This is a genomic window from Nannocystis pusilla, assembly GCF_026626665.1.
Lineage (GTDB): Bacteria > Myxococcota_A > Polyangia > Nannocystales > Nannocystaceae > Nannocystis > Nannocystis pusilla.
This window is the reverse complement of sequence record NZ_JAPNKE010000002.1, coordinates 4415370-4440416: the sequence shown is the minus strand read 5'-3', so window position 1 is coordinate 4440416 and position 25047 is coordinate 4415370. Positions and strand designations below refer to the sequence as shown.

Here is a 25047-nt window from a genome sequence, read left to right as displayed (position 1 = left end):
GCCGCCGGGCCGCTCCTCGACGCTGGCCTTGCCGCCGTGGCGCTCGCACACCCGCGAGACCACCGCGAGCCCCAGGCCGGTGCCCTGGGTGCGGCCGGTGACGAACGGATCGAAGATCCGCGCGCGCAGCTCGGCCGGCACGCCGGGGCCGCGGTCGGCCACGCGGAAGGCCAGGCCGCCGTCCTCGCGGCGGATCGCCAGCTCGACCGTGGCGCCCGGCGGGCTCGCCTGCAGGGCGTTGCGCACCAGGTTGACCAGCGCCTGCTCGACCCGCTGGGCGTCGAGGTACCAGCCGGCGGGCGCGTCCGCGTCGTCGAGCACGACCCGCGCCGGATCGGTGAGCTCGACGGCTCGCCGCGCGATCGCCCGCGGGTCGCCGGTCGCGGCCTTGAGCTTGCCGGCGCGCACGAAGTCGAGGAGGCTGGTCGTCAGCGCCTCGAGGCGCACCGCCTCCTCGACGATCCGGCTGGCCTTGGCGCGCCGGCGCTCGTTGTCGGCGAGCTGCTCCTCGAGCAGCTGGGCGTGGCCCTTGAGGCTGGCGAGCGGGTTGCGGATCTCGTGGGCCAGGACGGCGGACATCTCGCCCAGCGCGGCCAGGTGGCGCCGCTCGGCGTGGCCCGCCTCGGCGGCCTGGGCCCGCTGCCGCTGGCGGTGCGAGACCCAGGCGGTGACGACCAGCGCGACCGCGACCGCGAGGCCGACCACGAGGTCGCGCAGGGCCTGGCGGAAGAAGGCGGCCGCCAGGCGCGGTTCGAACTCGATCACGACCCGCGGCGGCGGCGGGCGCACGCCGGGCTCGACCCCGGGCGGCGGCCTCTCGCCGGAGCGCGGCGGCGGGCCGAGCAGGCGCTCGAAGCGGGCGACGTTGCCGTCGCCGGCCAGGTTGTCGTCGATCCACGCCAGCACGCCGCGGCGGTCGTCGGGTCGCAGCGGCCGCTCGACGCTGACGCCAGCCTCGACCACCACGGCGTCGTCGGGCGCGAGGATCGCCAGGTAGCGCAGGCCCTCGTCGCGGCCGTCGACGAGGATGGCCTCGAGGTCGGCGGCGGTGGCCCAGCGGCCGCGCGGGAAGTCGCGCTCGACCAGGCGGTGCAGCACCTCGCCCTCGCCGCGCACCACGGCCTCGCCGATCCGGTAGGCGTTGACGAAGGAGGCGACCGACGACAGCGCGAGCAGGCCCGCGAGCGCCCCGGCGACCGCGAGCAGACCCCACGCGCCAGCCTTGCCGAGATCGGGCATCCGCGGGCCGAGGGTAGCGGATCCGCGGTCCGCGGGCGGCCCGGCGCCGGCTGCGGCAGGTGGGGCGAAATCGCGCACTGTCGCCAGAGCCCCCGGTGGGGGCCCGTGGGAGGCGGTCTTCGCGGAGAGGCTGAGCCCGCCGAGGCCGCGCGCGGCGAGATCGGCGACGGCGCGCAGCGAGGAAGAGGCTGATGGATCGGGGTCGCCCGCCGCAGACGTGGGGCGCACCGAGACGGCCGCGGCGACGGATTGCAGCGGTGCCGGGCGCGGGCGGCTTCGCATGCCGGATGTCTCGGAGGACATGTCCGATCGCGCAGGCGAGCGCGGCGTCGGGGCGCGCGCGTCGGGCGGGCCGTCTGTCTCGAGGGCCAGGTCGATGCGGGCGGAGGTCGTCGCTTGGTGATCTGTCTCGGAGGACAGGTCGATACGGCCGCAAGTCGTGGCGATGCGCGGACATGTCTCGTGGGACAGGTCGCCGCGGGCGGAGGTCGTCGCGTGGTGATCTGTCTCGGAGGACAGGTCGCCGTGGCTGGCGGTCGCCGAGATTCGGCCGCCTGTCTCGCGGGACAGGTCGCCGTGGCTGGCGGTCGCCGAGATTCGGCGGCCTGTCTCGCGGGACAGGTCGCTGCGGGCGGCGGTCGTAACGATTCGGCAGCCGGTCTCGCGCGGCGGGTCGATCACCGGGGCCGGCGTCAGGAGGCGGTTCGCAGGTGTCTCGAAGAACATGTCCCGAACTCCAGCCCCTCAGGGCCGCGCCCCCGGCAGGGCCGCCAGGCGGGTCGCGCCGCCGGCTCCGGCGCGGCGGTACAGCTCGCGGGCGGCGGCCCGCAGCTCCTCGACGCGGGCGGTGGCGGCGGCGTCGGTGCGGCTCAGCGCCTCGGCCAGGGTGACCCTCGCGCGCGCGAGCAGCAGGTGCGGCGCGCTGGCGAAGTCGTCGGCGGCGCGGGCCGAGAGCGTGGCGATGGCCGGCTCGAGCGCCGCGATCGCCTCGCCCGGGCGCCCGAGGGCCAGCAGGGCGCGGCCGAGGCCGACCTGGGCGTCGGCGATCCGCAGGGCCACCCACCGGCGCTCGCGCTGCGGCGAGGCGCCGGCGATCGCGGCCTCCAGCGGCTTCAGGGCGGCCTCGGGCCGGCCGCGCAGCAGGGCCGCGTAGCCGCCGGCGAGCTCGGAGAGGGCGGTCATCGGCGCCACGTCGTCGGGGTGCAGCGGGCCGGCCAGGCAGGCGGTGGCCTGCTCCATCGCCGTCGCCGCGGCCTCGGCGTGGTCGAGGTCGTCCTCGGCGTGGCCGAGGCCGAGCCAGCACACCGCGCACACCTCGTACGGCTCGCCCGGGCCGCGGAACTGCGGGCACACCTCGGCGAACACCGCCTGCGCGGCCGCGGGGTCGAGGGTGTGGTCGGCGGCCATGCGCCGCAGCTGGCGCACGTACGGGTGGCGCTCGCCCAGGAGGCCGCCGAGCCCGGTCAGCGCGGCCGCGAAGCCCTCGGCGCGCGCGCCCGGATCGGCGGTCACCAGCGCCAGGTTGGCGTGGTAGCTCCAGCGCTCGATCGGGTCGGCGTAGGCGGCCGCGTCCCCGGCCGCGACCGCGGCCTGATAGCTCGCCAGCGCCAGCGCCGGCTCGCCGCGCGCCCCGTGGACGGCGCCGAGGTTGTTGGCCAGCAGCGCCGCCAGGTCGGGGCGGTGACCTGTCCTTTCGACCATGGCCTCGGCGACACGTCGCTGCGCCAGCGCGGCGTCGGGCTGGCCGAGGCCGACGCCGTCGACCCACACCAGGCGCGCCAGCGCCTCGGCCGCGACCGCGTCGACCCGGGCGGCGAGGGCGAGCACGTAGGCGTCGTCGAGGCTCGTGCGCGCGGTGGCCAGGTCGTAGGCCAGCTGCGCGGTGCGTCCGGCGGCCAGTGCAGTCTCGGCGACCAGCGGGCGGTAGGCGAGCCGCTCGGCCTCGGCGCGCACCGCCGCGAGCTCGCCCGCGGCCGGACCGAGCTCGCCCGCGTCGGCCAGCACGCGCGCGCGGGCCAGGCGGGCCCGCAGCTCGTCGACCGCGGCGGCGACCGCCGGATCTGCGGGCGGCGCGACCTCGGCGGCCATCGCCACCGGATCGCCGCACAGCGCCGGCGACGGCAGCTTGGCGACCACCGCGGTGGCCTCGCGCGCCACCCCGGGACCGCCGCGCGCCAGGACCTCGGCCGCGCCCGCCAGCGCCGCCCGTCGCTCGCCGAGGCAGCGCATGCCGGCGTCGAGCAGCCGGCTCGATCGCTCGCCGCGCTGATGGCCGAGGCAGACCTCGCGGTACACCGCGGCCCAGCGCGCGCCGTAGTCGTCGAGCGCGGCGATCACCTTCGGCGCGACCTCGGCCGGCAGCGCCGCGGTCACGGCCTGGCGCTGCGGATCGCCCCACACCTCGGCGGCCTGCGCCTCGCCGGCGTCGCACGGCGAGACCGCCGAGGCCGGCGCCAGCGCCCAGCCGAGAGTCATCGCCACGCCGCCGAGCGCGGCGGCCCCGAACCACTTGCGCCGCTGCGCCGCCGGATCGCGCTCCAGCGCCCGCAGCAGCGCGTCCATGTCGGGGTAGCGATCGGCGGGGTCGGGCCGCAGGCCGCGGCGCAAGCGCGCGAGCAGCCACGCCGGCGCGCGCGCCCCCGGCGGCGGCTCGCGGACGCGGCCGGCGAGGATGTTGTCGGTGAGGCCGAGCAGGGTGTCGCCGGCGAACGGCCGCGCGCCGCACAGCGCCTCGTACACGGCCACGCAGAAGCTGAACTGATCGCTCGCGGGCCCGGCCGGCTTGCCCAGGTGCTGCTCGGGCGACATGTACGCCGGCGTGCCCATCACCGCGCCTTGGGCGGTGAGCCGCGCGCCGACCAGGCCGTCCGTGCGCGGCCCTGGGCGCTCGCCGCCCTCGTCGTCGCCGCGGGCGAGCCCGAAGTCGGCGACGCGGGCCCGCCCGTCGCTGCCGATCAGCACGTTGTCGGGCTTGAAGTCGCGGTGCACCACGCCCGCGGCGTGGGCCGCCGCCAGGCCGCGGCCCGCTTGCAGATACACGCCGAGGATCTCCCGCCACTTGCGCGGCCGCTCGGCGGCCCACTCGCCGGCGGTGCGGCCCTCCACGAACTCCATGGCGATGAAGAACTGGCCGCCCTCGACCCCGGCGTCGTGGATCTGGACCACGTTGGGGTGCGACAGGCGGGCCATCGCCTGGGCCTCGCGGAGGAACCGGGCCTCGTCGTAATCGGGCGCGAGGTCGCGGCGCAGCAGCTTGACCGCGATCCTGCGATCGAGCTTGGGATCGAAGGCGGCGTGGACGACCCCCATGCCGCCGGCGCCGAGCTCGCGCAGCAGGACGAAGCGGCCGATCCGCCCGCGCACCGCCGGGTCGGTCGCCGGATTGAGGGCAGGCGCCGCCTCGCGGACCACCGCTCGCGCGCCGCTGATCGCGGTCTCGGCGAGGTCGAGCGCGGGCGCGGGCGCCGGGCCGGACAGCAGGGTGGAGCGGTCGAGGGCCACGCCGAGCTCCGATCAGGGCAGCATGGTCCGCCACTCGACGCCGGGGCCGAACGAGCCGTTGCCGCTGCACGCCGGGACCGCGCAGTGAATGCTGGCAGGATCGGCGTAGCGCGGGTCGTCGAGGCAGAGCGCGCCGTCGGGGCCCCACTTGGCCTCGAGCGAGTTCTCGGCGACGCCGGGGACGACGCTGCCGCTGGCGTTGCGCCACGCGACCGGGGTGCCGTCGACGGTGTAGGGGGTGCCGTCGCCGCAGTAGTCGGCGGTGACCATGCGCAGGGTCGCCTTGCGCTGCTCGAGGTCGGCGTGCCGGGCCCCGCTCGGCGCGTAGTCCATCATCTTCATCTTGAACGCGCCCTCGGCGACGCAGGCGATCGTGAACCACCGGCCTTGCCCGGGGTGATGGCGTTGGTCTCACGGTCGTAGGTCTCGCCGTAGATCAGCGTGACCATGTCCTTCTTGTCGTCGCTGGTGTTGGGGCAGACGGGCTGCGTCACGTTGTCCTGATCGTTGTACTGCATGCGATAGACGCTGACCATGGCGCCGCCCTGCGACCACGAGGGCATGCCGCCGTCGAAGCCGACGATCCGCAGCTGGACCGGGCCGGTCGGGGTCATCAGGCTCAAGATCTTGCCGACCAACTGCGGGCCCGTATACGTGATCTGGCCGGTGTTCATGTTGCGCGCGATCAGCTCGTCGCGGCCCAGGTTCATGTCGGGCTTGTAGTGATTGCCGTTCTGCGGGTTGAAGATGTCGACGAAGGTGACGCCGCCGGCGTTGGCGACGCCGTCGAGGTTGAGCTCCGTGATCAGGGCGTCGTTGACGGTCGGCGAATTGAGGGAGCAGCCGATGCAGCCGCCGCCGCCGCCGGGGCGCAGAGCACGGCGCCGTCGTCGGTGAGGTCCGCCGGGTCGTCGCAGCCGGCGGGTGCGGCGAGGGCGAGCGCGAACACGGGAAGCCACGGGCGCAGACGGGACGAGACGGGGTGCATCGACGGGTTCTCCACGGTGACGCGGACCCCTCTCGCAAGCGCCGGGCTCGCCCGGGCGGCGAAGAATTGTCGTGTGGTGTCGCGGCGCCGGTCGGCGTGGCGGCGAGGGCCGCCGACCCCCGGCAGAGCTCGCCGGCCGGCGGAGCGGCGGTTTCTGCCGACCGCCGGCAGAACCCGCCGCCCGGCCCGCCCGGCCGCAAAGGTGGACGCTGCGCGCGGGCGCGCGAGCGCCGGGCTGCGAGTTTTCAAAGGGGGCAGAGGTCGATGGAGTCGCGACCTCGCACGCGCATCGCCGGTTGGAGCGAGCGCCGGCCGCGAGCGTCGCCGGCCACGACGGTGGAGACGAGAAGTCCCGGAGTCATGTTCGATCGGTCATGCTCGCGAGAGCACGCAGATCGAGCGCCGGACGCGGCGGGCCACGGCCGCGGCGGCGGGGACGAGGATTCATGAGACATGTTTTTATCAACACAAAAGTCCGAGCGCCGGTCACGGTCCGCGGCGGTGGGGACGAGGATTCATGAGAGACAGGAATCGGCCGCGCCCGGCGACGAGTTCACCGACGAGACCCATCCCTCGGCCACCTATGAATGCGTGGTCCCCGACGAGAGCGGCGGGGTCTATTGGGGGGCGGCGGCGAGGTCCGGATCTACTGCCTGGCCTGCTGCGAGGGCTTCAGCGACTATCGCCGCGTCTGGGACTCCCCGGTGGATCCGGTCCAAAAGCCGGACGGCTGGTGTCGCAGCAAGGCGCGGAGGTACTGCCACCGCTACAACCTCGATGATTACGGCTCGTGCTACGGCGAGAGGTATTGACGCCGCACGAACGACGCCGCGGTCACGGGAGCGCGTGATCCGGGGCCGCGGCCCGCGCTGGTCGCCGCGGTCCGGGCGAGCTCGCAGCGCCGACCCGCGCTGCGATCACCGGCCGGGTCGCAAGGCCGGCGAGTCACCCGACAATTTGCGGGCCCCCGTGGGCGGACACACCCCCCTGGGTCCGTGGATTGTCCATATGTGCGGGTGGCGAGGTGCAGCGAGTGGGTCGGCCCTGCGCCGATTGCACGGGCCTGTCCGCGCGGCAGTCCCCCGAGGTTCGCGGTCGCCGCAGCGATGCCGGCAATCATGGCAGTGCACGCGGTCGCCGCGGGCGGCGATCGGCGCATTCACGGTCCTAGGATTCGCCCCGAAGGATGACCTCCGGGCGAACACCGTCACGACGAATTCGCAGCGTAATGATTGCGCCGCCGCGGGCGCCGACGGTCGCCGTCGCGTACGCTGAGGCCCCGATGATCGACCCTTCGGCGGAGGCGCTGGGGCGCGCGTTCGTGGTCTTGCAGGCGGCCATGGACGCCTTGCCGTACAGCATGTTCTGGAAGGACTCGTCGCTGCGTTACTACGGCTGCAACGCGTCGTTCGCGGCGCTGGCCGGGCTGGCGACGCCGGCCGAGATCGGCGGGCGCGACGACTTCGACATGCCGTGGCCGCGCGCGCAGGCGGAGAAGTTCCGCGACGACGACCGCGAGGTGCTCACCACCGGGGTCGCCAAGCTCAACATCCTCGAGGTGCTGCGCGTCGACGGCGAGGACCGGTGGGTCGAGACGCACAAGGCGCCGCTGCGCGACCGCGCGGGCGCGCTGCTCGGCCTGGTCGGGTGGTTCCACGACGTCACCGCGCGCAAGCTGGCCGAGGAGGTGGCCGCGCGCGCCCACCAGGAGGCCCTGCAGGAGCTCGCCACGCCGCTGCTGCCGGTCGCCGACGGGGTGGTGGTGATGCCGCTGGTGGGCACCCTCGACGAGACCCGCGGCACGCAGGCGACCCAGATTCTGCTGGCCGGCGTGGCCGAGCACCGCGCCCACACCGCGATCCTCGACGTCACCGGGGTGCGCGAGATCGACACGCACGTGATCGAGGGCATCGTCCGCGCCGCCCGCGGGGTCCGCCTGCTCGGGGCGGAGGCCGTGATCACCGGGATCCGTCCGGCCGTGGCGCAGGCGATCGCGGCGCTCGGGATCCCGCTCGAGGGGGTCGTCGCGCTCGCCGACCTCAAGGCGGGCGTCGCCCACGCGCTGCGGCCGCGGCGCGGGTGAGCCTGGTCTCTCGGGCATGTCCCGGGGACATGGCCTTCGCGTCACTCGAGGTCGAGGAGGCGGAGGTCGTAGCGCGGGTCGACGCCCGACGGCGCCGAGAACTGCGCCTCCCACGCGGCGAATTCGGGGCACTGCATCACCACCTCGAGGTTGGCGTCGAGCACGACATCGTAGTAGTCGAGGTAGGTCTCGCCGACCCCGCCGGCCGCGCGGAAGTGCAGCAGCGACGCCGCGGCGACCAGCGCCTCCTCGAGCTCGAAGCGCGCACGCCTGCATGTCGCCGCGGCGGAAGTACAGGTCGTTCATCGCCGCGTCGACGCTGTTGAGCCGGTCGACGTAGCGGTGCAGCAGCTCGTGCACCAGCGTCTCGGCCACGCCCTCGCGCATGTAGCGGAGGAAGTTCTCGTCGTCGCCGGGCTTGTCGTAGATCGGCCGGCTGCCGACCTGGTCCGACGCGCCGAGGATCGTCTCGCGGTCGATCGAGATCGCCGGCACGTTGCTGTAGAGGTCGAGGCCCTGGTCCAGGGTCGGCGCCGTGTCGAGCACCGTGATGCCGGCGGCGATGTAGAGCGGGGTGGTGTCGAACGAGATCACCACGCTGCGCGTCCGGTTCTTCCACCCGAGGCCGTCGATCGGCGCCTGGGCCGGGAACTCCGCCGTGTCGACCAGCAGCGCCTGGTAGGTCGCCGGGTGATCGACGCGCAGCAGCTCGAGCGCGCGCACCGTGAAGAAGACCTCGAGCTGATCGCGGGCCTCGTCCTGCTCGGTCATGACGTAGATCGATTCGCCATAGCGATAGACGTGCCGCTCGCCGTCGAGCCAGGCGATGTTCGACGGCGAGATCACGTCGTCGGTCGTGAACGCCCCGGTGGCGTTGGGGTGCAGGTAGCCGAGGTACTCGAGCGGCACGCCGTCGAGCGTGAACTCGTCGCACAGGAGGCTCGTCTCGCCCGGCCCCGGCTGATCGTCGGCGCCGCAGCTCAGCAGGTCGCACTCGATCCACAGCAGGTCGTGCTTCGCGAGCAAGTCGGCCGCGACGTCGGGCACGACCCAGGTGGGCTCGCAGACCCCCGATTCGGTGTCCCCGGTGCTCGTGCTCGTCGTGCTCGTGTCCGCGGTCGTGGTGCTCGTGCTCGACTCCGTGGTCGTGGTGCTCGTGCTCGCCTCCGCGGTGGTGCCCGTGCTCGTGGTGCTCGTGCTCGCCTCCGTCGTGGTGCCGCTCGCCTCCGCGGTGGTGTCCGTGCTCGTCGGGCCGGGGGGTTCGACGGTGGTGGTCGGTCCGGGCTCGGTCGTCGTCGTCGCGTCGCTCGTCGACGTCGTGCCGGCCGAGCCGTCGGAGTCGGTCTGCGCGGACGGGCCGCCGCAGGCCGGTGCCGCCGCGAGCGCGAGCGTGAAACCCAGGGATGAGAGAGAGCGCTGTGAAGTTCGCATGAGTCGCTTCCTGCCGCGACCATCGACGCTACACCGTCCCATCCGTCGGCGGAACCACCCTGCCGGTCGAACGGTGGGGGCTCCGACCGACACGCACGCCGGTGTTGCGATCGGTCGCGCGCTGAAGGGTTGGCTCCGAGCGATTCTCCGGGCCGGAGGCGTGGCGCGCGGGCCGAGCTCGCGGCCGGGCGTCGCGTCTGCGTCATGGGCCTGGTACAGATATGTACTCGAGGACATGGCGAAGCGGACATGCCGTGGGGGGCATGTCCGATAGGACATACGTGGGGAGGCGGGTCCGCTTCAGCCCACGTTCTCGCGCGGAAAGAAATGCGCGTACGGCTGGGCCTCGACCAGCACGCGGGCGAACGACGGGCGCGTTTCGAGCCGCTCGAGGTAGGCGGTGAGCGCGGGGAGGCGGCCGCGCAGGGGCGTCACCTTGTCTGCGTAGTACAGGGCCGGGGCGGCGGCGCAGTCGGCCAGGCCGAATTCGCCGGCCGCCCACTCGCGGCCCTGCATGCGGGCCTCCAGCACGCCGTAGGCGGCGTCCAGGGTGCGCCGGGCCTCGGCCACGCCGAACGGATCGCGGCAGTCGGCCGGGCGGATCCGGTCGCCGACGATCTTCTGCATCGGCGTCATGACGTGGAGGTCGAAGAAGCGGTCCCAGGCGCGGACCTCGAGCGCCGCCTCGGCGTCGCCCGGCAGCATGCGGTGCGCCGGCGCGGCGTAGCGGTCGAGGTACTCGATGATGACGCTGGTCTCGGGGACGGTGCGGCCCGCGGTCGCGTCGACCAGGACGGGCATCTTGCCCATCGGCCACAGCGCGTAAAACTCGGCGCGCGCCCGCGGGTCGGCGAGGTCGAGGTGCTGGTAGGTGAAGCCGGTGCCGGCCTCGTAGAGGGCGGTCAGGACCTTCCAGCAATAGGAGGACAGGGGGTGGGCGTGCAGCGTCAGGTCGGGCATGGGGGAGCGGCTCCACTATCACGCCCGCCAGGGCTGTCAACGAGGATGCCGCCGTCGGGGCCGCGACCGGCCTCGGCGAGCCGCGCAACACGATAGGCGGGAGGGTAGGCCTGCTGAATCGCGGTGGGGTCACGCAGGTCGCAGGGCCGCGGGAGGGCCGAAGTAGAGCGGGCTTCGTGGGTCGCGCGCCGAGACATGGCGGATGGGACATGCTCCGAGGAGCAGGTCGTGGCCACGAACTTCGGGCGAGCATGGGGAACGACGCGCTGCGAGGGTGCAGGTCCATCGGTCACGTTCCCTCGCAAGCGCGCTGTCGTCGGCGCCGGCGACAGCGCCGTCGTCGCGCGATCGTCGGCGCGGGCGAGAGCGCCGGGTCGCCGGTCGCGCTTCAAGACATGCTCGAAGGGACATGCCCGCATGAGCATGTCTAGAGAGCCATGCCGTCATTGCTCGACGAGGATCACCGGCGAGGCGGTGAGGTCGAGGCCGAGGAGCCCGCCCTCGGGGGCCAGCGGGGTCGAGGTGCCGGTCTGGCTGGAGTCCCACGCGTGCAGGTCGAAGCTCTTGTCGGTCGGCAGGTCGAAGTGGGCCTGCGCCGACTCGTCGGTGCCGAGCGCGTAGGCCCAGGCGACGATCGCCTGGCGGTCGTCGGGCAGGCGGAACGCGTAGGCGCGCACGTCGGCGGGGGCGCCCAGGGCGGCGGTCGCGGGCGGGTCGGCGCGCGAGTCGGCCAGCAAGGTGTTGAGGGTCCTGGCGGCGACGCCGGTGACCGAGGGCACGGCGTCCTCCTTGGCGCCGAGGTCCTTGATGTCCTGATAGAGGCCCATCTCGCCGAACGGCTCGCCGGGGTCGCCGTCGCTGAGGATGAACCAGTCGGCGCCGATGAACTTCTCGGCCTGGGCGCGCGCGAACACCTTGATGTAGAAATTGCGCGCGTACTCGACGCCGCCGGGCTGGCCGTTCAGGGCGGTCTTGGGCGCGCCGACCTCGGTGACGTTATAGGGCCGCTCGGGCACGCCCGCGGCCGCCATCTTGGCGGCGAAGGCGTCGCGCGAGGCGAAGAAGCCGTCGGCGCCGGCGTCCGGATTGCCGGGGGTCCACAGCGGGTAATAGTGGTAGTTGAGGATGTCGAAGTAGGCCGCGCCGGTCTCGGGGAAGTCGGCCGAGACCGCGCCGCCGTCGGGGTTGTCGGTGTAGCGCAGGAGGGCGTCGAGGAAGTTGGGGTAGCCGATCCCGCCGAGAGCGATCTTGGCGTCCGGATCGGCCAGCAGCGCGGCCTCCTTGCTGACCCGCAGCATGCGCACGTAGTCGAAGATCGAGCCGCCGAAGCGCACGAGCTGCTCCTTGGTCGGCGGGTCGGTGTCCCACGTCTCGGTGTAATTCCAGTCGGCGACCCAGTCGGGCTCGTTCCAGATCTCCCACATATCGACGTGGTCCTTGTACGTGCTGACGGTCTTGTACACGTATTCGGCCCAGTAGTTGTTCGGGTTGATCGCGCCGTTCACGACCGCCGGCTCGTACAGGTTGGCCGGGATGTAATGCGCGAGCTCCACTCGGGGGTGCCGTCCGGCGCGGTCGAGTGCTCGGCGATCGGCGAGGTCAAGAAGGCGATGTGATGGTCGAGGCCCATGTCGGCGTAAGCGGCGATGTCGGAGACCTCGATGTCGTAGCCCCAGGTGACGAGGTGCCGCTCCGGCAGGGAGACGCGGATGCTGTTGCAGCCGACCTGTCCCGCGAGCCAGGCGCCGTCCGGGTCGGGGAAGCTGGGGTTGCGCACGCCGATGTTGATGCCGCGACGGAACGGGCCGCCGAGCTCGTTCGGGTCGGGCGGGTCGCCGGTGGTGCCGTCGGTGGTGGTCACGGGCGGGGTGGTGTCGCTCGACTCGCTGGTGCCGTCGGTGCCGGTCGGCGCGGTCGGCCCGCTGGTGGTCGGCGGCTCGTCGGTGGTGGTGCCCGGCGTGTTGCCGGTCGAAGGCGCGCTGCTCATCGTGCTCGCCGCGCCGGTGCCGTCGGTCGTGTCGGTGTCGTCGCCGCCGCCGCCGCCGTTGCACGCGAGCATGCAAGCCACCGGCGCCCCCCAAAGCCATGCTGAACGTCGCATGGACCGATCCAAACACAAAACGCCGAGGCTGTCGCCCGTGGACGCCCGGCGGGCCCGATCGGCGATCCACGCGGGCGGAGCGGGAGGGGAGGGCGCTCGGCGAGTCCCTCAGCGCGTGTGCGGACGCCGAGGTCGTGAAGCCTCAGTCGATTTCGCGCGCGGCGGTGAATGATGAGAGTACGGCACTGAATCGAGGAGGGCAGGGCTTGGGTCAACGTGGTGGCGAGCGTCGACGCGTCGGCGCGGTCGCAATGCACCGTTCACGCGGGGCCGCGGCGACGAGTCCGCCGGAACGGCTCGGGCGAGCCATGAAGGTAAGGTGGCGGCCGGGAACCGCCGATCCTCGGGCCGGCAGAAAAAATGGGGTGCCGCTCAATTGCTTGGGTCGGAGCGGTCACTGGACAGGCGAGGAGAACGCCGCGGTGAATTTCGCCATGACCGAGAAACTCAGTCTTTCCTGTTTTCGAATCGACCTCGCCCGCAAGCTGCAGATCCTGATGCCGCTATTGGCCCTGTCTGCCCCGGCCTGTGACGATATGGACGAGGCTCCCCTCGACGCCGAGCTCGAAGCGGTGGCCGACGAGGACAAGCTGGAGCTCGTCGCCGAGCCCGAGGATGCCGAGGAGGCCGAGGATGGCGAAGCTTCGCAGGCGCCCGGGCTCGGCCCCGACGAGCTGCAGGCCGCGCCCGGCGACCCGCTCGCGGCGAAGCACTCGATGTGCTGCGAGATCGAGTACGGCGACCCGTTCGAGGTCTACGCCCGCATCGTCAACCCGGGACCCACGTTCCTGACGGACTGCAGCGACATCTTCGCCGGCTCACACACGATCCAGTACAAGGTCAACCACTACTACGGCAGCCCCGCGCCGTTCACCGGGTCGACTGCGCCGATCCCGTTGGGCACGACGCGAGTGATCCCGCTGTCGCACCCCGGGTCGCTGGGCGCCCTCAGCTGCGAGGCTTGGTGGGAGAACTGATTCGCAGGAGAGTCATGCCGGCCGGCGCGATCGCTGTGGGTCGCGCCTGGTCAGATCGTGGCGCGGCGCCGGCGGCCCGGGAACGCTCCGGTGAATGGAGCGGATCATGACGAAACATTCTATGAGCATAGGCTCGGCGTATTCTGTCGGGGTCACAGAGCAGCGAGCAGAGCGGCTGGAAGGATTGCTCCACTCTGGCGTGAGGAGGCCGGTGGGCCTGTTTGACGCGCGAACACGGGCCTTGACCCGGTGCTTCGGCGCAGATAGCCTGAAAATGGATCGCACGCGAACCGTGCGCCTTCGTCGCGGGATCTGGGCCGTCGAGGGCGCTGTAATACGGGGTTGCCTTCGCCCGCCTCGCGGCGTCGCGCAGGTATGCTGCGAGGTGATCGAGGAGCTGCTCGATGTCTCATATGTCCTCGCTCAGCCGTCGCCCGGCCGCTGCGACCTCCCCTTCGAGGCCGTCGGCCCTGCGTCTCCCAAGTCCGCTGAAGGCCCGCGAGGAGCTGGCAGGGGCAGCGTGGGCCGCGGACCCTTCGGCATCGCTGGACAATCGGGAGACGACCTCGGCGCTCGATGCAGTGGCCGGACTCTCACCGGAGCGAGCGCCGACGCTGTCGGGGCCGCCGGACGGCCGGCTGGGCCGCGAAGGAGCGCTCCGTTCCGCGCGGTCGTCCCCGCTCCCCGGGGGAAAGCTTCAGAGCGAGCATTCTTTCGAGTTGTCCCGCGGCTCGCATGATTTCGCATCTTCGCCGATGCGGCCCGCGCTCGGCGACGAGCGCTCGTCGCCCTGGTTCCCGGTGCGCGGGGGTCCCACGGCGCACGCTCGATACCGCCCCTGCGAGAGGCCCTGGAGCGGGCGCTGGGGGCCGATTTCTCCGCCGTACAAGTTCACGTCGGTTCGCCGCGGGCCACCGAGTTCGGCGCGCTCGCATTCACCCAGGGGCACGACATCCACGTCGCTCCGGGCCGGTGGACGCCGCATACGACGAGCGGACGGCGGTTGCTGGGGCACGAACTCGGGCACGTGATGCAACAGCGCGAGGGGCGAGTGCGTTCCGATGCTTCGCGCCTGGGGTTCGGACTCAACGACGAGCCCCGGCTCGAGCGCGAGGCCGACGCCATGGGAGAGCGCGCAGCGCGGGCCCTGGCTGCGATGCCGGCCACGCCTGCGTCTCCGTGGGTTCCGGCCCTCCGTCCGTTCGCGGCCAGGGTATCGCCGAATGCGCCGATCCAGCGAAAGCCCGATCCTGCAGTGGTAGATCCTGCGACCGAAGTCGACCGACCGCTCCCGGGGATCAACAAGCCCGGGTTCATCGACAACGACGACGGTGTCAACATTCGTTCGCGTCCGGCGGAGCTCGGAGGAATCAAGCTGACGAGGACTCCGCTCCCTCCGGCCACCCGTGTATTCGTCAGCGGGCGGCACCCGGAGGCGCCGGAGTGGTGGTACGTCACCACCAGGCTCGCCTCGACGTTCCTGCGCGGGTACGTGCAAGATTTCCGCGTCAATACCGACGTGCCGGAGCCCGGGGCCAGGTTGTACCAGATCGCGGAGGGAGACACCGTGGAGGGTCTGGCCCGGCGCGAGTTCTCCGCTCACGTCACCGACGGGCACGATCTTCGCTACTACGAGAACGTCCTGCTGGCGGTCAACCGCGACAAGGACCGCGCCGGCCTGCGAGGCAGCTTTCAAGCGCCGAACATCCTCGGCGAGGGCGCGAACAACATCCAGCTCGAAGCGGGCCGGCGGATCTGGCTCGTCAGTCCGGCGCACGCGCTGGCCCTCAAGTCGGAGGTGCCCGACGGCTCGCTGACGAACGGTCTGGTCGCCAAGGGTCGGCGTGCCCTCGGCCACATGCAGGACATCCTGCAGAGCGTCACGGATTCGCCGCTTTACTTGGGCGTCGTCGCCGGCGAATACGCCGAGGCGATCACGGCCCACTTGCCCGAGATCATCGGCGTCACCGCCGCATTCATCTTCGCCGAGGCGGCCTCGGCGTTCCTGGCCGCGACTCCGACCGGCGTCGGCCAATTGGCCGCGCTCCTCATCCAGCTGATTCTGGCCGCGATGGGCGCGACGGCAGCCGTGGAGGCCGGCGCGCAGGCCCTGCGGCACGCGGAGAAATGGCTGACCACGGCGTGGACCGCCGGCGGCGACGCGAAGCAGATCGAGGCGGCCAGCAAGGAATTCCTCAAGATGCTGGTGACGATCGCCATGGCGGCGCTCGCGGTCACCGGTGTCCGCGGCAACCTCGGCCGCGCGGCGAAGATCGACAGCGCGATCACGGTGCGGCTGCCCCAGCTGGCGATGGCCGAGAGCGTGAGCTCGGGCGGCACGATCGGCCTCGGTCGACCAGTGCTCATCCCCGGCAGCCTCACGACGACCGGGCCCGTGTTGACGCGACCGACGCTCATGTCGGCGATCGGGAGCGGCGGCGGCAAGTCGAGCGCGAAGGCGGAGGCGGAGGCGGCGGCGGCCAAGAAGCGAGCAGAGGCGGAGGCCGCTGCGAACAAGGTCGCCGAGAGCGCGGACATCGAGCGTATCCTCAGGCGTGCGCCGGACGCTGACGAGGCCGCGCTCTTCAAGGGACGGAAGGTCCGAGAGATCGAGGAGATGGTGAGGCTGATCGGCACGTGGGCCAAACGGACCTACGACTCCCCGGCCCACAGCGTGCGGGACCACGCCGGCCGAAAGCGGTTCGACCCGCTCAAATACCTCCGCAAGGCCGCCGAATTCAAGCGCAAGGGCGCTCATAAGACGGGGCCCAAGGAGGGCGGGGATGTGGTCAAATACGAAAGAACCGATGGCGAGTTCCTGGAGGTCGAGGCCTCGACGGGCAAGATCGTCACGTACGGATTCAATCCGCGCTGAGGGCGAGTGCTTGAGAACGGCCCGCGACTGCGCCAAAGTACGGCAGAGAGGCTCGACATGGTCCCCGAGGACAAGCGGAAGCAACTGGAAGAACTCTATGAGACTTCGTTTGCGCTCTACCAGGCCAGCGGGCCCGATCGTGGCCGGGTTCACGCGATCTGGTGGGAGCGAGACGACGACGACGATCCGCTGGGAGTGATGGAGCTTCTCGCCACGGATATCGGCGGCTATGTGTCGAGGCTCGTCGGCCGCCGAAAGTTCGACGATCTCGAGCAGGCGATCCCGCACTTGCGACGGATGGTCGTGCTCGACGACCCCACGCTCCAGCGATTCGGCCGGGAGCACGCCGCCGAATATCCGGACCTCATGCGTTACCTGCAGATCCTGGAGACGTGCCGCTGCGAGGCGCTCGCCATCCTCGAGGCTGCGCGGGCCTCTCGAGCCTGACCAGAAGGGCACCAGGGCTCAGGCTCGTGTCGATCGTGCGGACCGTCATCGTCCTCCTCGCGGAACGCTCGACATGATCCCCGAGGACAAGCGCAAGCTCCTGGAAGGGCTCTACGAGGTCTCGTTCGAGCTGTATCGGGCCAGCGGGCCCGATCGTGGCCGGGCTCACGCGATCTGGTGGGAGCGGAGGGACGCCGACGACGATCCGCTGGGAGTCATGGAGCGGCTCGCCACCGACATCGGCGGCTATGTGTCGAGGATCGTCGACCGCCTGGAGTTCGACGACCTCGAGCAGGCGATCCCGCACTTGCGACGGATGGTCGTGCTCGACGACCCCACGCTTCAGCGATTCGGCCGGGAGCACGCCGGCGAATATCCGGACATCATGCGTTACCTGCAGATGCTGGAGACGTGCCGCTGCGAGGCGCTCGCCATCCTCGAGGCGGTGCGGAACGCGAGAGCCTGATCGCGCGAGGGTCAGCGGCGCGTCGCATTGCGGGTCGCGTGGGCGATGCCTTCTTGCAGGGTGGGCAGGGTGACGACGCCGCGGAGGTCCACGTCGAGGCCGACGAGGGTGCGGGCGACTTCGGGGCGGATGCCAGTGAGGATCGGTTCGACGCCGAGCAGGCGGACGGCCGCGGCGGCGCGCAGGAGGGCGGCGGCGACGGCGGTGTCGGCGTGCGGGACGCCGGTGACGTCGAGGATCGCGTGGCGGGCCTTGCGGGCGGCGCAGCCGGCCAGCAGGACCTCGATGACCTGGTCGGCGCGGGCGCCGTCGAGGGTGCCGACGATCGGCATGGCGACCACGTCGGCGCCGAGCGGGATCAGCGGGGTCGAGCGCTCGGCCAGCGCCTGCGCCTGCGTCCGGATCAGCTCGTCGCGGATCTGGGCGCGCTCGGCCTCGGCCCGGTTGCGCTCGGTGATGTCGAGGTAGACGACCACCGCGGCGAACATCTCGCCGCCCTCGTCGCGCACCGGGGCGGCTTGCAGCTCGAGGGTGACGATGCCGCCGCCCTCGACCTGGCTGATGACGTCGACGACGCCGGCGTGCGGCTCGCCGGTGGCGAGGGTGCGGTAGAGCGGAGCTCGTGGTACGGGATCGGGTCGCGCGTGCCTTGCCGGTAGATCGTGAAGGCCTCGTAGTAGACGCGGCCGTCGTCCTCGATCCGCTGCTTGCCCATGGTCTCGACGCCGATCTGGTTGGCCAGCAGCGGCTTGTGGGTGCCGGCCTCGGCCAAATAGACGCCGATCGGCAGGTTCTCGAGCACGGCGGTCAGCATCCGCCGCTGGCGCTCGGCCTGCCGCAACGACTCCTCGCGCTCGGCCAGCAGGCGCCGGCTGGCGAGGAACGAGGCTAGCCCGTAGGACAGGGTCTTGAGGACAGATCGTTCTTCGCCGGTGAACTGCCGCGGGGCCTGGAAGTGGGCGACGACGACGCCGATCACGCGGCCGGCGGCCTCGCTGTGCAGCGGCAGGAAGACCTGGGCGCGGATGCCGTGGCCGAGGATGAAGTCGCGGTAGACGGCGTCGCAGCGCGGGTCGGCGGCGATGTCCTCGAGGAAGACCGGCGCGCTCTGGTCGTACCAGAGCTGCGAGATCGAGAGGTGCGAGCGGAGGTCGATCTCGCCGTCGGCGGGGGCGGCGAGCTCGGTGCCCGCGAACCACTGGGCGACCGGGCGGGCCAGGATCGGGACGCCGTCCTCGAACACGCTGGTGAGGTGGAGGTTGATGGCGAACGGGCCAAGCGGGCGCAGATACACGAGCGCCGCCGAGAGCAGGTCGACCTCGCTGCGCGCCTCGGCGAGGCCGGTGAAGACTGTGGCGAGGATCTGCGCGGTCGAGGCGGACAGCTCGACCGGGGAGGCGTCGGCGTGGGACATACGAGCTCGCCGAGGGTAGCCCGGCTCGCGACGGCGTTCACAGGTCCACGCGCGTACACTTTGCGCGGGCGCGCGCGGGGCCGTGTTCGCGTGGAATCACGGCAGCGTGCGTCCTGCGTGCGCGACGGTCGGCGGCGGAGGACCGCGAGGCCGCTCGCGGCGGGTTGCTCGCGCTCGGTGGCGGCGGCCGCGGGCGGCGTGGAGGATGCCGTCTCGCAAGGTCGACGCTGCGGCCCGCGGGCGCTCAGTGGCGGCGACCGCGGGCGGCGTGGAGGATGCCGTCCTGCAAGGTCGAGAGGGTGACGAGGCCCTTGAGGTCGACGTCGAGGCCGACCAGGGCGCGCGCGACGTCGGGGCGGATGCCGGTGAGGATCGGCTCGACGCCGAGGAGCCGCACGGCCGCGGCGGCGCGCAGGAGGGCGGCGGCGACGGCGGTGTCGGCGTGCGGGACGCCGGTGACGTCGAGGATCGCGACCCGGGCCTTGCGCGCGGCGCAGCCGTCCAGCAGGGTCTGGACGATCTGGTCGGCGCGCTCGCGGTCGAGGGTGCCGACGATCGGCATGGCGACGACGCCGTCGCCGAGCGGCACGAGCGGGGTGGACCGCTCGGCCAGGGCCTGCGCCTGGGCCCGGATCAGCTCGTCGCGGTACGAGGTCCGCTCGGCCTCCAGGCGGTTGCGCTCGGTGACGTCGGTGAAGGCGACGACGGCCGCGAACATCGAGCCGTCGCCGTCGTGGATCGGCGCCGAGTTGACCTCGATGGTGACCCGATCGCCGGTGGGGCGCACGATGTCCATCGCGCCCTGGCGCGGCTGCCCGGTGGTGAGCGTCTGGACCAGCGGCAGCTCCTCGGCCGGCATGGCCTCGTCGAGGCCGACGCGCATGCACTGATACACGTCCTGGTAGTTGTCCTGGTGCGCGTTGGGGTCGACGCCGCGGCCGAGCATCTCGGCGCCGAGGTTGTTGACCAGCAGGACCTTGCCGGTGCCGGCCTCGGCGAGGAAGACGCCGACCGGCAGGTGATCGAGGATGGTGTTGAGGGTGCTGCGCTCGCGCTCGAGGGCGCGGAGGGCCTCGCGCTGGCGCAGGAGGTGGCGCCGCGCGACCAGGAAGGCGGCGAGGCCGTGGGCGAGGACGCCGAGGACGTCGCGCTCGTCGGCGACGAGCTCGCGCGGCTCGGCGAAGTCGAGCCGCACGGCGCCGACGACGTCGAGGGCGTCGCAGTGCAGCGGCACGATCGCGGTGGCCGCGACCCCGGCGGCCTGCAGCGCGGTCCGGGCGGCGCCGCAGCGCGGGTCGGTAGCGACGTCGGCGACGAACACGGGGCCCTGGCGCCAGCGCAGTTCCTGCGCGTCGATCGCCGGCCTCGACTCCAGGGGGCGGACCCCTCGGGCTCCCAGCGAGCCAGACGCCCGCCGCCGTCGTCGAGCAGCTCGACCCCGCGGGGCGCGAGGGCCCGGAAGATGGGGCCACACGCGGTCAGCAGCTCGGCCTCGCTGCCGGCGCGGGTGAGGCCGGTGAAGACTTGCGCCAGGGCGGACTCGAGGAGCGGGGTGGCGGAGGAGACGCGATCGAAGGAGCTTGGGGCCATGAGACCTCGGGAAGTTCCCGGTGGCCAGGCTCCCATGGATCCACCATGTCCGGCTCGGTTATTTTCGCGCGAGGGGCGCGGTTCCGCGCGTTGCAAGGGCCGGCCCGATGCGCGACGGTGCGCTCGTGACCGGGCCGTCTCGCCTCTCCACGCTCGCCGTCCACGCCGGGGAGCGCCATCCGAACCCCGACGACGCCATCGTGCCACCGATCGCGTGCACAGCGACCTACACGTTCCGCGACACGGCGGAGGTGCGGGATCACTTCGAGGGCCGGGTCCGGCGCGAAGAGTACGGGCGCTACGGCAACCCGTCGGTGGCGGCCGTGGAGCGCAAGCTGGCGGCGCTCGAGGGCGCGGAGGACTGCGCGCTGTTCGGCAGCGGGATGGCGGCGATCTCGACGACGCTGTTCGCCCTGGTGCGGAGCGGGCAGCACGTGGTGCTGACGGCCGACGGCTACCGGCGCACGCGGCAGTTCGTGACCGGGTTCTTGCGCAAGTTCGGGGTCGAGTCGACGCTCGTGGAGCCGGGCGACTACGAGGCGCTGGCGGCGGCGATCGTGCCGGGCAAGACGCGGGTGCTGCTCGGAGAGTCGCCGACCAACCCGTACCTGCGGGTGGCCGACCTCGACCGCCTGGCGGCGATCAAGGCCCAGCACCGCGGCTCGGGCCTGAAGGTCGTGATCGACGCGACCTTCGCCACGCCGGTCAACCTGCAACCGCTGCGGCGCGGCGCCGACCTGGTGCTGCACGCCGGCACCAAGTACCTCGGCGGCCACAACGACCTGCTGGCCGGGGCCGTGTGCGGCGACGCCGGGCTGGTCGGCGCGGTCAAGGACCTCCGCGGCATGCTCGGCGGGGTGCTCGACGGCCACAGCGCCTACCTGCTGCACCGCGGGCTCAAGACCCTCACGCTCCGCGTCGAGCGCCAGAACGCCAGCGCGCTGCGGATCGCCGGCTTCCTCGAGGCCCACCCGGAGGTCGAGCGCGTGTTCTACCCGGGCCTCGCGTCGCACCCCGACCACGCCGTCGCCCAGGCGCAGATGCGCGGCTTCGGCGGGGTGGTCAGCTTCCTCGTGCGCGGCGACCTCGACCGCACCTCGCGCTTCATCGACCGCTGCGAGGTGCCGCGGATCGCCCCGTCGCTCGGCGGGGTCGAGAGCCTGATCGAGCAGCCGGCGCTGATGTCGTTCTACAAGCTGTCGACGGCCGAGCGCGAGGCCGTCGGGATCCGCGACAACCTGATCCGCCTGGCCGTGGGCGTCGAGGACGTCGAGGACCTGATCGCCGACCTCGACCAGGCGCTGCGCGGCTGAGGGACAGGCGCTCCGGGACATGTCCGGAGGGGCATGTCCGGACGGGCATGTCCTTGTGGACATGCCCCAAAGGCCTCACGCCTTGGGCTGCACGCCGGCGACGATCCGGCGCAGGTTGGCGAGCTTGATCGGCTTGACGACGTGCTCGTCGAAGCCGGCCTCGTGGGCGCGCTCGCGGTGCTCGGGCGAGCCGTAGCCGGACAGGGCGATCAGCACCGGGGAGTGGCCGTCGAGCTGGGCGCGGACGCGGCGGGCGACCTCGTAGCCGTCGATGCCGGGCAGGCCGATGTCGACGAAGGCGACGTCGGGCCGCTCGGCGAGGGCGGCGCGGACGCCCTCGAGGCCGTCGGCGGCCTCGGAGACCTCGTGGCCCTGCAGCTCGCACAGCTTGCGCAGCATCTTGCGGCCGTCCTCGTTGTCGTCGACGACGAGGATCCGGCGGCGGCTCGGGGCCGGCGGGGGCTCGCTCGCGGGGGCGGCGACGAGCTCGCTGCCGGCGTGCAGCGGCAGGCGGATCTTGAGCTCGGTGCCGAGGCCGAGGCCGTCGGAGGCGGCGGCGATCGTGCCGCCGTGGAGGTCGATGAGGCCCTTCGCCAGCGTCAGCCCGATCCCGAGCCCGCCGTGCGAGCGGTCGAGCGAGCGGGTCGCCTGGGCGAACAGGTCGAAGATCGCGGGCAGGGTGGCGGCGTCGATGCCGATGCCGTGGTCGCGCACGACCAGCTCGGCCTGGCCGCTCGTGACGGCGAGGCGGACCTCGATGGTGGTGCCGGGGTCGGAGTACTTGCTGGCGTTGTCGAGCAGGTTGGTCAGGACCTGCTCGATGCGCCCGCTGTCGGCGGACAGCGGCACCGGCCCGGCGGGCAGCTCGAGGCGGATCGTCTGCCGGCGCGGCTCGGCGACCCGCTGGCGCATGACGTCGACCACGCGCGCGACCACGGCGGCGAGGTCCATCGGCTCGCGGTGCAGCTCGATGCGGCCGCGAGTGACGCGCGAGACGTCGAGCAGGTCGTCGACGAGCCGGGTGAGGAGGGTGAGCTGGCGCTGCATGATCTCGCGCGTCTGCCGCTCGAGCTCGTCGTGCGGCGGGAAGCGGTCGAGCACCGGCAGGCCCATGTGCAGCGCGGCCAGCGGGTTGCGCAGCTCGTGCGCCAGCATGGCCAGGAACTCGTCCTTGCGGCGGTCGGCCTCGACGAGCAGGCCGTTGCGCGCGACCAGGGTGGCCTCGGCCTCGTGGAGGCGGAGCAGCGCGCGCACGGTGGCGATCAGGTCCTGGGGTTCGAAGGGCTGGGTGAGGTAGCCGTCGGCGCCGGCCTCGACGCCCTCGACGCGGTTGTCGGAGGTGACGAAGGTGGCCGAGGTGTGGAGGATCTTGATGTCCTTCGTCCGCGGGTCGGACTTGAGCCGGCGGCACACTTCGAAGCCGCCGATGTCGGGCAGGCGCACGTCGAGCACCACGAGGTCGGGCTTGTTGCGCGGGTCTTGGGCGAGGGCGATCGCCTCGGCGCCGGTCGAGGCCTCGATGGCCTGCATGCCCGCGTTCTTGAGCATCTTCGAGACCATGTAGCGGTTGGCCACGTGGTCGTTGACGTTGAGGATCAGGGGTTTGCGGGTCTCCCTCACGCTCCACCTCGTTCGCTGCCGGGCGGCCGCTCGCGGATGCCCGCGTGACGGAGCGCGTCGCGGATGCGGTTGATCGCGAGCTCGCGCGACAGGTGCTCCTTGGAAAGGATGGCCTCGGTGCTCTCCGCCAGCCGCTGGCGCTCCTCCATCGGGAGCGCGTGCGAGGTGACGACGATGACCGGGATCGGCCGCGTGCGCGGGTCGGCCTTGAGCTGGTCGATCACGTCGAACGCGGTCATGTTCTCGAGCAGGAAGTCGAGCAGGATGACGTCGGGCCGCTCGCTCCGCGCCAGGTGTACGCCGGTGTCGCCGTCGGCCGCCTCGAGCAGCTGATACGGCGTGGTCTCGAGGAACTTCTTGATCAGGTAGCGCGCCGCCGGCTCGTCGTCGACGACCAGGACCTTGGCCCCGCGGCCGGAGGCGAGCGACTGCAGCTTGCGGATCAGCTTGTCCTCGTCGACCGGCTTGAGCCAGAACTCGTCGGCGCCGAGGGCCCGCGCCCGCGACTCGCGGTTCATCACCGTGCACACGAGCACCGGGATGTCGTTCGTCTGCGGGTCGCGCTTGACGTCGGCGAGGAAGTTCCAGGTGTCCTCGCGCTCGAGCATGACGTCGAGCAAGATCGCCGAGGGCCGGATCTGCTTGAGGACCTTGCGCGCGTCCTCGGTGGTGCGCGCGGGCAGGACCTGGAAGCCGGCCATCGCCAGGTAGCGCTCGTAGACGAACACGGCGCTGCGATCGTCCTCGACCACCAGCACCGGCGCGCGCGTCGGGTCGGGCTTCCTCGCGGCCTGCTCGAGCTGGCGGTAGGCGTCGATCTCGGCGTGCTCGATCGGGACCGTGACGGTGAAGCTCGAGCCGTTGCCGGGGGTGCTCTCGAGCTCGATGCGGCCGCCGAGCGCCTCGGTGAGCTTCTTGGCCAGCGGCAGGCCGAGGCCGGTGCCGGTCGCCGCGCGCTGGAGGGCGCCGTCGATCTGCACGAACTCCTCGAACACCCGCGCCTGGTCGTCGGGGGCGATGCCGATGCCGGTGTCCTCGACGACGACGCGGAGCTCGTCGTCGACGACCGCGGCGGACACGCGGACCACGCCGCGCTCGGTGAACTTGAGCGCGTTGGCGATCAGGTTGCGCAGGATCTGGGCCAGCTTGCCCTGGTCGGTCTCGAGCGCGACGTCGGGCGCCGGCTCGAACACCAGCTCGACGCCGTGGTCGTCGCGGAGGAGCGGGCGCATGGTCCCGCGCAGCGCCGCCCAGAAGTCGCGCAGTCCGAAGCGGGCGGCCCGGATCGGGATGTTGCCGGCGTCGAGCCGCGACAGGTCGAGCATGTCGTTTATCATGCGCGACAGCTCCTCGGCCGAGTCGCGGATGAAGGCGACCTGGGTCTGCTGCTCGTCGTTGAGCGGGCCGTCGGAGGCCGACAGGAGCAGGCGCGAGAGGCCGAGGATCGAGTGCAGCGGGGTGCGGAACTCGTGGCTGACGCCGGCGACCAGGCGGCTCTTGATCTCGGCGGAGGTGCGCAGGCGGTCGGCGTGTTGCTCGAGCTCGTCGTGCAGCGCCCGGATCGCCTTGTTCGACTCCTCGAGGCGGGTCTTCTGCCGCGCGAGCTGGCGGTTGAGGTTCACGATCTCGGTGACGGCGCGGGCGGCCTCGTGGACCGAGTCGGCGTAGTCCTGCGGCACGAAGCTGCCGACCAGGGCGACGCGCCCGTCGGCCGGCCGGGCCGAGACCGACAGCGTCACCGGCTTGCCCGCGAGCACCAGCGCGAGCTCCCACGCGGTCACCGGCTCCGCGGCCGCCTGGCGCAGCAGGTCGTCGAGCTTGGGCTCGCAGCCGGGCACCACCGCCGCGCGCAGGTCGGCGCCGGCCTGGAGCCCCTGCTGTCGGGCTCGCGGGTCCGCCCACTCGATGCGGCCGTCAGGCGCCACGACCAGCGCGAGCTCGCGGCTGAGCGCTTCGATCGTGGCTGCGAGTGAGTCGGTAGGGACTTGCATACGGCCGAGCGCGGAGGCTCTCCCCTGTGTGGCTCATACACAAGCTCTCGT

General features: G+C 72.4%; 20 protein-coding genes and 2 pseudogenes. 9 read left to right on the top strand and 13 right to left on the bottom strand.

Features of this window, described 5'->3' with window-relative positions:
• Nucleotides 1-42: 42 nt before the first annotated feature.
• The 4 genes and pseudogenes from OV079_RS58200 to OV079_RS56070 all read right to left on the bottom strand — a co-directional run.
• A pseudogene (locus OV079_RS58200) lies at nucleotides 43-579 on the bottom strand (ATP-binding protein); the annotation flags it as partial.
• A gap of 1404 nt (nucleotides 580-1983) precedes the next feature.
• Entirely contained in the window at nucleotides 1984-4740 is a 2757-nt protein-coding gene (locus tag OV079_RS19530) for a serine/threonine-protein kinase (RefSeq protein ID WP_267770343.1), read from the bottom strand.
• A 12-nt stretch (nucleotides 4741-4752) separates the two neighbouring features.
• Complete coding sequence (locus tag OV079_RS19525) at nucleotides 4753-5082, bottom strand: ADYC domain-containing protein (RefSeq protein ID WP_267770342.1); 330 nt, start codon at nucleotides 5080-5082, stop codon at nucleotides 4753-4755.
• Nucleotides 5079-5699, bottom strand: a complete 621-nt coding sequence (locus OV079_RS56070; RefSeq protein WP_267770341.1) for an ADYC domain-containing protein — start codon at nucleotides 5697-5699, stop codon at nucleotides 5079-5081. The genes OV079_RS19525 and OV079_RS56070 overlap by 4 nt, the downstream gene beginning before the upstream one ends.
• 649 nt (nucleotides 5700-6348) lie before the next feature.
• Here OV079_RS56070 and OV079_RS19515 point away from each other — a divergent pair.
• Both OV079_RS19515 and OV079_RS19510 read left to right on the top strand, forming a co-directional pair.
• Complete coding sequence (locus tag OV079_RS19515) at nucleotides 6349-6540, top strand: hypothetical protein (protein WP_267770340.1); 192 nt, start codon at nucleotides 6349-6351, stop codon at nucleotides 6538-6540.
• Nucleotides 6541-7010: 470 nt separating this feature from the next.
• Nucleotides 7011-7811, top strand: a complete 801-nt coding sequence (locus tag OV079_RS19510; RefSeq protein WP_267770339.1) for a PAS domain-containing protein — start codon at nucleotides 7011-7013, stop codon at nucleotides 7809-7811.
• Between the two features lie 41 nt (nucleotides 7812-7852).
• Here the strand turns inward: OV079_RS19510 and OV079_RS19505 are convergent, their stop codons facing one another.
• Nucleotides 7853-7975, bottom strand: a complete 123-nt coding sequence (locus tag OV079_RS19505) for a hypothetical protein (RefSeq protein WP_267770338.1) — start codon at nucleotides 7973-7975, stop codon at nucleotides 7853-7855.
• A 923-nt stretch (nucleotides 7976-8898) separates the two neighbouring features.
• On the opposite strand from OV079_RS19505, the gene OV079_RS19500 reads away from it, so the two are divergent.
• Nucleotides 8899-9516, top strand: a complete 618-nt coding sequence (locus tag OV079_RS19500) for a hypothetical protein (RefSeq protein WP_267770337.1) — start codon at nucleotides 8899-8901, stop codon at nucleotides 9514-9516.
• Between the two features lie 26 nt (nucleotides 9517-9542).
• Here OV079_RS19500 and OV079_RS19495 read toward each other — a convergent pair whose 3' ends face one another.
• From OV079_RS19495 to OV079_RS19485, 3 genes are all read right to left on the bottom strand, one after another.
• Nucleotides 9543-10202 carry a glutathione S-transferase family protein gene (locus OV079_RS19495; protein ID WP_267770336.1) on the bottom strand — a complete coding sequence of 220 codons (660 nt, stop codon included), beginning with the start codon at nucleotides 10200-10202 and terminating at the stop codon, nucleotides 9543-9545.
• 443 nt (nucleotides 10203-10645) lie between these two features.
• Nucleotides 10646-11755: a hypothetical protein gene (locus tag OV079_RS19490; RefSeq protein ID WP_267770335.1), complete on the bottom strand. Its 1110-nt coding sequence runs from the start codon at nucleotides 11753-11755 to the stop codon at nucleotides 10646-10648.
• The gene (locus OV079_RS19485) at nucleotides 11704-12261 is read right to left on the bottom strand and encodes a hypothetical protein (protein ID WP_267770334.1); all 558 of its coding nucleotides are present in this window, start codon (nucleotides 12259-12261) and stop codon (nucleotides 11704-11706) included. Before OV079_RS19485 ends, OV079_RS19490 begins: the two co-directional genes overlap by 52 nt.
• Before the next feature lie 476 nt (nucleotides 12262-12737).
• Here OV079_RS19485 and OV079_RS19480 point away from each other — a divergent pair, with 476 nt between their 5' ends.
• The 5 genes and pseudogenes from OV079_RS19480 to OV079_RS19465 all read left to right on the top strand — a co-directional run bounded on the left by OV079_RS19480 (nucleotide 12738) and on the right by OV079_RS19465 (nucleotide 17068).
• A complete protein-coding gene (locus tag OV079_RS19480) occupies nucleotides 12738-13280 on the top strand; it encodes a hypothetical protein (protein ID WP_267770333.1) in 543 nt (180 codons plus the stop codon).
• Nucleotides 13281-14025: 745 nt separating this feature from the next.
• Nucleotides 14026-14316 (top strand): annotated as a pseudogene (locus tag OV079_RS58195) (eCIS core domain-containing protein); the annotation flags it as partial.
• 219 nt (nucleotides 14317-14535) lie between these two features.
• On the top strand, nucleotides 14536-16155 hold the full coding sequence (locus OV079_RS19475) for a hypothetical protein (RefSeq protein ID WP_267770332.1): 1620 nt from the start codon (nucleotides 14536-14538) through the stop codon (nucleotides 16153-16155).
• A 57-nt stretch (nucleotides 16156-16212) separates the two neighbouring features.
• A complete protein-coding gene (locus OV079_RS19470) occupies nucleotides 16213-16602 on the top strand; it encodes a hypothetical protein (RefSeq protein WP_267770331.1) in 390 nt (129 codons plus the stop codon).
• Nucleotides 16603-16675: 73 nt separating this feature from the next.
• The gene (locus OV079_RS19465) at nucleotides 16676-17068 is read left to right on the top strand and encodes a hypothetical protein (RefSeq protein ID WP_267770330.1); all 393 of its coding nucleotides are present in this window, start codon (nucleotides 16676-16678) and stop codon (nucleotides 17066-17068) included.
• 11 nt (nucleotides 17069-17079) lie between these two features.
• On the opposite strand, the gene OV079_RS19460 is transcribed toward OV079_RS19465, so the two are convergent.
• The 3 genes from OV079_RS19460 to OV079_RS19450 form a co-directional block, all read right to left on the bottom strand.
• Nucleotides 17080-17544 carry an STAS domain-containing protein gene (locus tag OV079_RS19460; RefSeq protein ID WP_267770329.1) on the bottom strand — a complete coding sequence of 155 codons (465 nt, stop codon included), beginning with the start codon at nucleotides 17542-17544 and terminating at the stop codon, nucleotides 17080-17082.
• Complete coding sequence (locus OV079_RS19455) at nucleotides 17472-18482, bottom strand: GAF domain-containing protein (RefSeq protein ID WP_267770328.1); 1011 nt, start codon at nucleotides 18480-18482, stop codon at nucleotides 17472-17474. Before OV079_RS19455 ends, OV079_RS19460 begins: the two co-directional genes overlap by 73 nt.
• 244 nt (nucleotides 18483-18726) lie before the next feature.
• Nucleotides 18727-19803, bottom strand: a complete 1077-nt coding sequence (locus OV079_RS19450) for an STAS domain-containing protein (RefSeq protein ID WP_267770327.1) — start codon at nucleotides 19801-19803, stop codon at nucleotides 18727-18729.
• A 394-nt stretch (nucleotides 19804-20197) separates the two neighbouring features.
• Here OV079_RS19450 and OV079_RS19445 point away from each other — a divergent pair, with 394 nt between their 5' ends.
• Nucleotides 20198-21385, top strand: coding sequence for a trans-sulfuration enzyme family protein (locus OV079_RS19445; RefSeq protein ID WP_267770326.1), 1188 nt, complete (start codon nucleotides 20198-20200; stop codon nucleotides 21383-21385).
• 75 nt (nucleotides 21386-21460) lie between these two features.
• Here OV079_RS19445 and OV079_RS19440 read toward each other — a convergent pair whose 3' ends face one another.
• Both OV079_RS19440 and OV079_RS19435 read right to left on the bottom strand, forming a co-directional pair.
• Nucleotides 21461-23005, bottom strand: coding sequence for a response regulator (locus tag OV079_RS19440; RefSeq protein ID WP_267770325.1), 1545 nt, complete (start codon nucleotides 23003-23005; stop codon nucleotides 21461-21463).
• A complete protein-coding gene (locus OV079_RS19435) occupies nucleotides 23002-24996 on the bottom strand; it encodes a response regulator (RefSeq protein WP_267770324.1) in 1995 nt (664 codons plus the stop codon). Before OV079_RS19435 ends, OV079_RS19440 begins: the two co-directional genes overlap by 4 nt.
• Between the last annotated feature and the right edge of the window lie 51 nt (nucleotides 24997-25047).

What these genes read in the sequence shown, in the direction of transcription:
- OV079_RS19525 (WP_267770342.1), bottom strand. Translation starts at nt 5,082, where the DNA reads ATGAAGATGATGGACTACGCGCCGAGCGGGGCCCGGCACGCCGACCTC.
- OV079_RS19510 (WP_267770339.1), top strand. Translation starts at nt 7,011, where the DNA reads ATGATCGACCCTTCGGCGGAGGCGCTGGGGCGCGCGTTCGTGGTCTTG.
- OV079_RS19495 (WP_267770336.1), bottom strand. Translation starts at nt 10,202, where the DNA reads ATGCCCGACCTGACGCTGCACGCCCACCCCCTGTCCTCCTATTGCTGG.
- OV079_RS19485 (WP_267770334.1), bottom strand. Translation starts at nt 12,261, where the DNA reads ATGCTCGCGTGCAACGGCGGCGGCGGCGGCGACGACACCGACACGACC.
- OV079_RS19480 (WP_267770333.1), top strand. Translation starts at nt 12,738, where the DNA reads ATGACCGAGAAACTCAGTCTTTCCTGTTTTCGAATCGACCTCGCCCGC.
- OV079_RS19470 (WP_267770331.1), top strand. Translation starts at nt 16,213, where the DNA reads ATGGTCCCCGAGGACAAGCGGAAGCAACTGGAAGAACTCTATGAGACT.
- OV079_RS19465 (WP_267770330.1), top strand. Translation starts at nt 16,676, where the DNA reads ATGATCCCCGAGGACAAGCGCAAGCTCCTGGAAGGGCTCTACGAGGTC.
- OV079_RS19455 (WP_267770328.1), bottom strand. Translation starts at nt 18,482, where the DNA reads ATGTCCCACGCCGACGCCTCCCCGGTCGAGCTGTCCGCCTCGACCGCG.
- OV079_RS19435 (WP_267770324.1), bottom strand. Translation starts at nt 24,996, where the DNA reads ATGCAAGTCCCTACCGACTCACTCGCAGCCACGATCGAAGCGCTCAGC.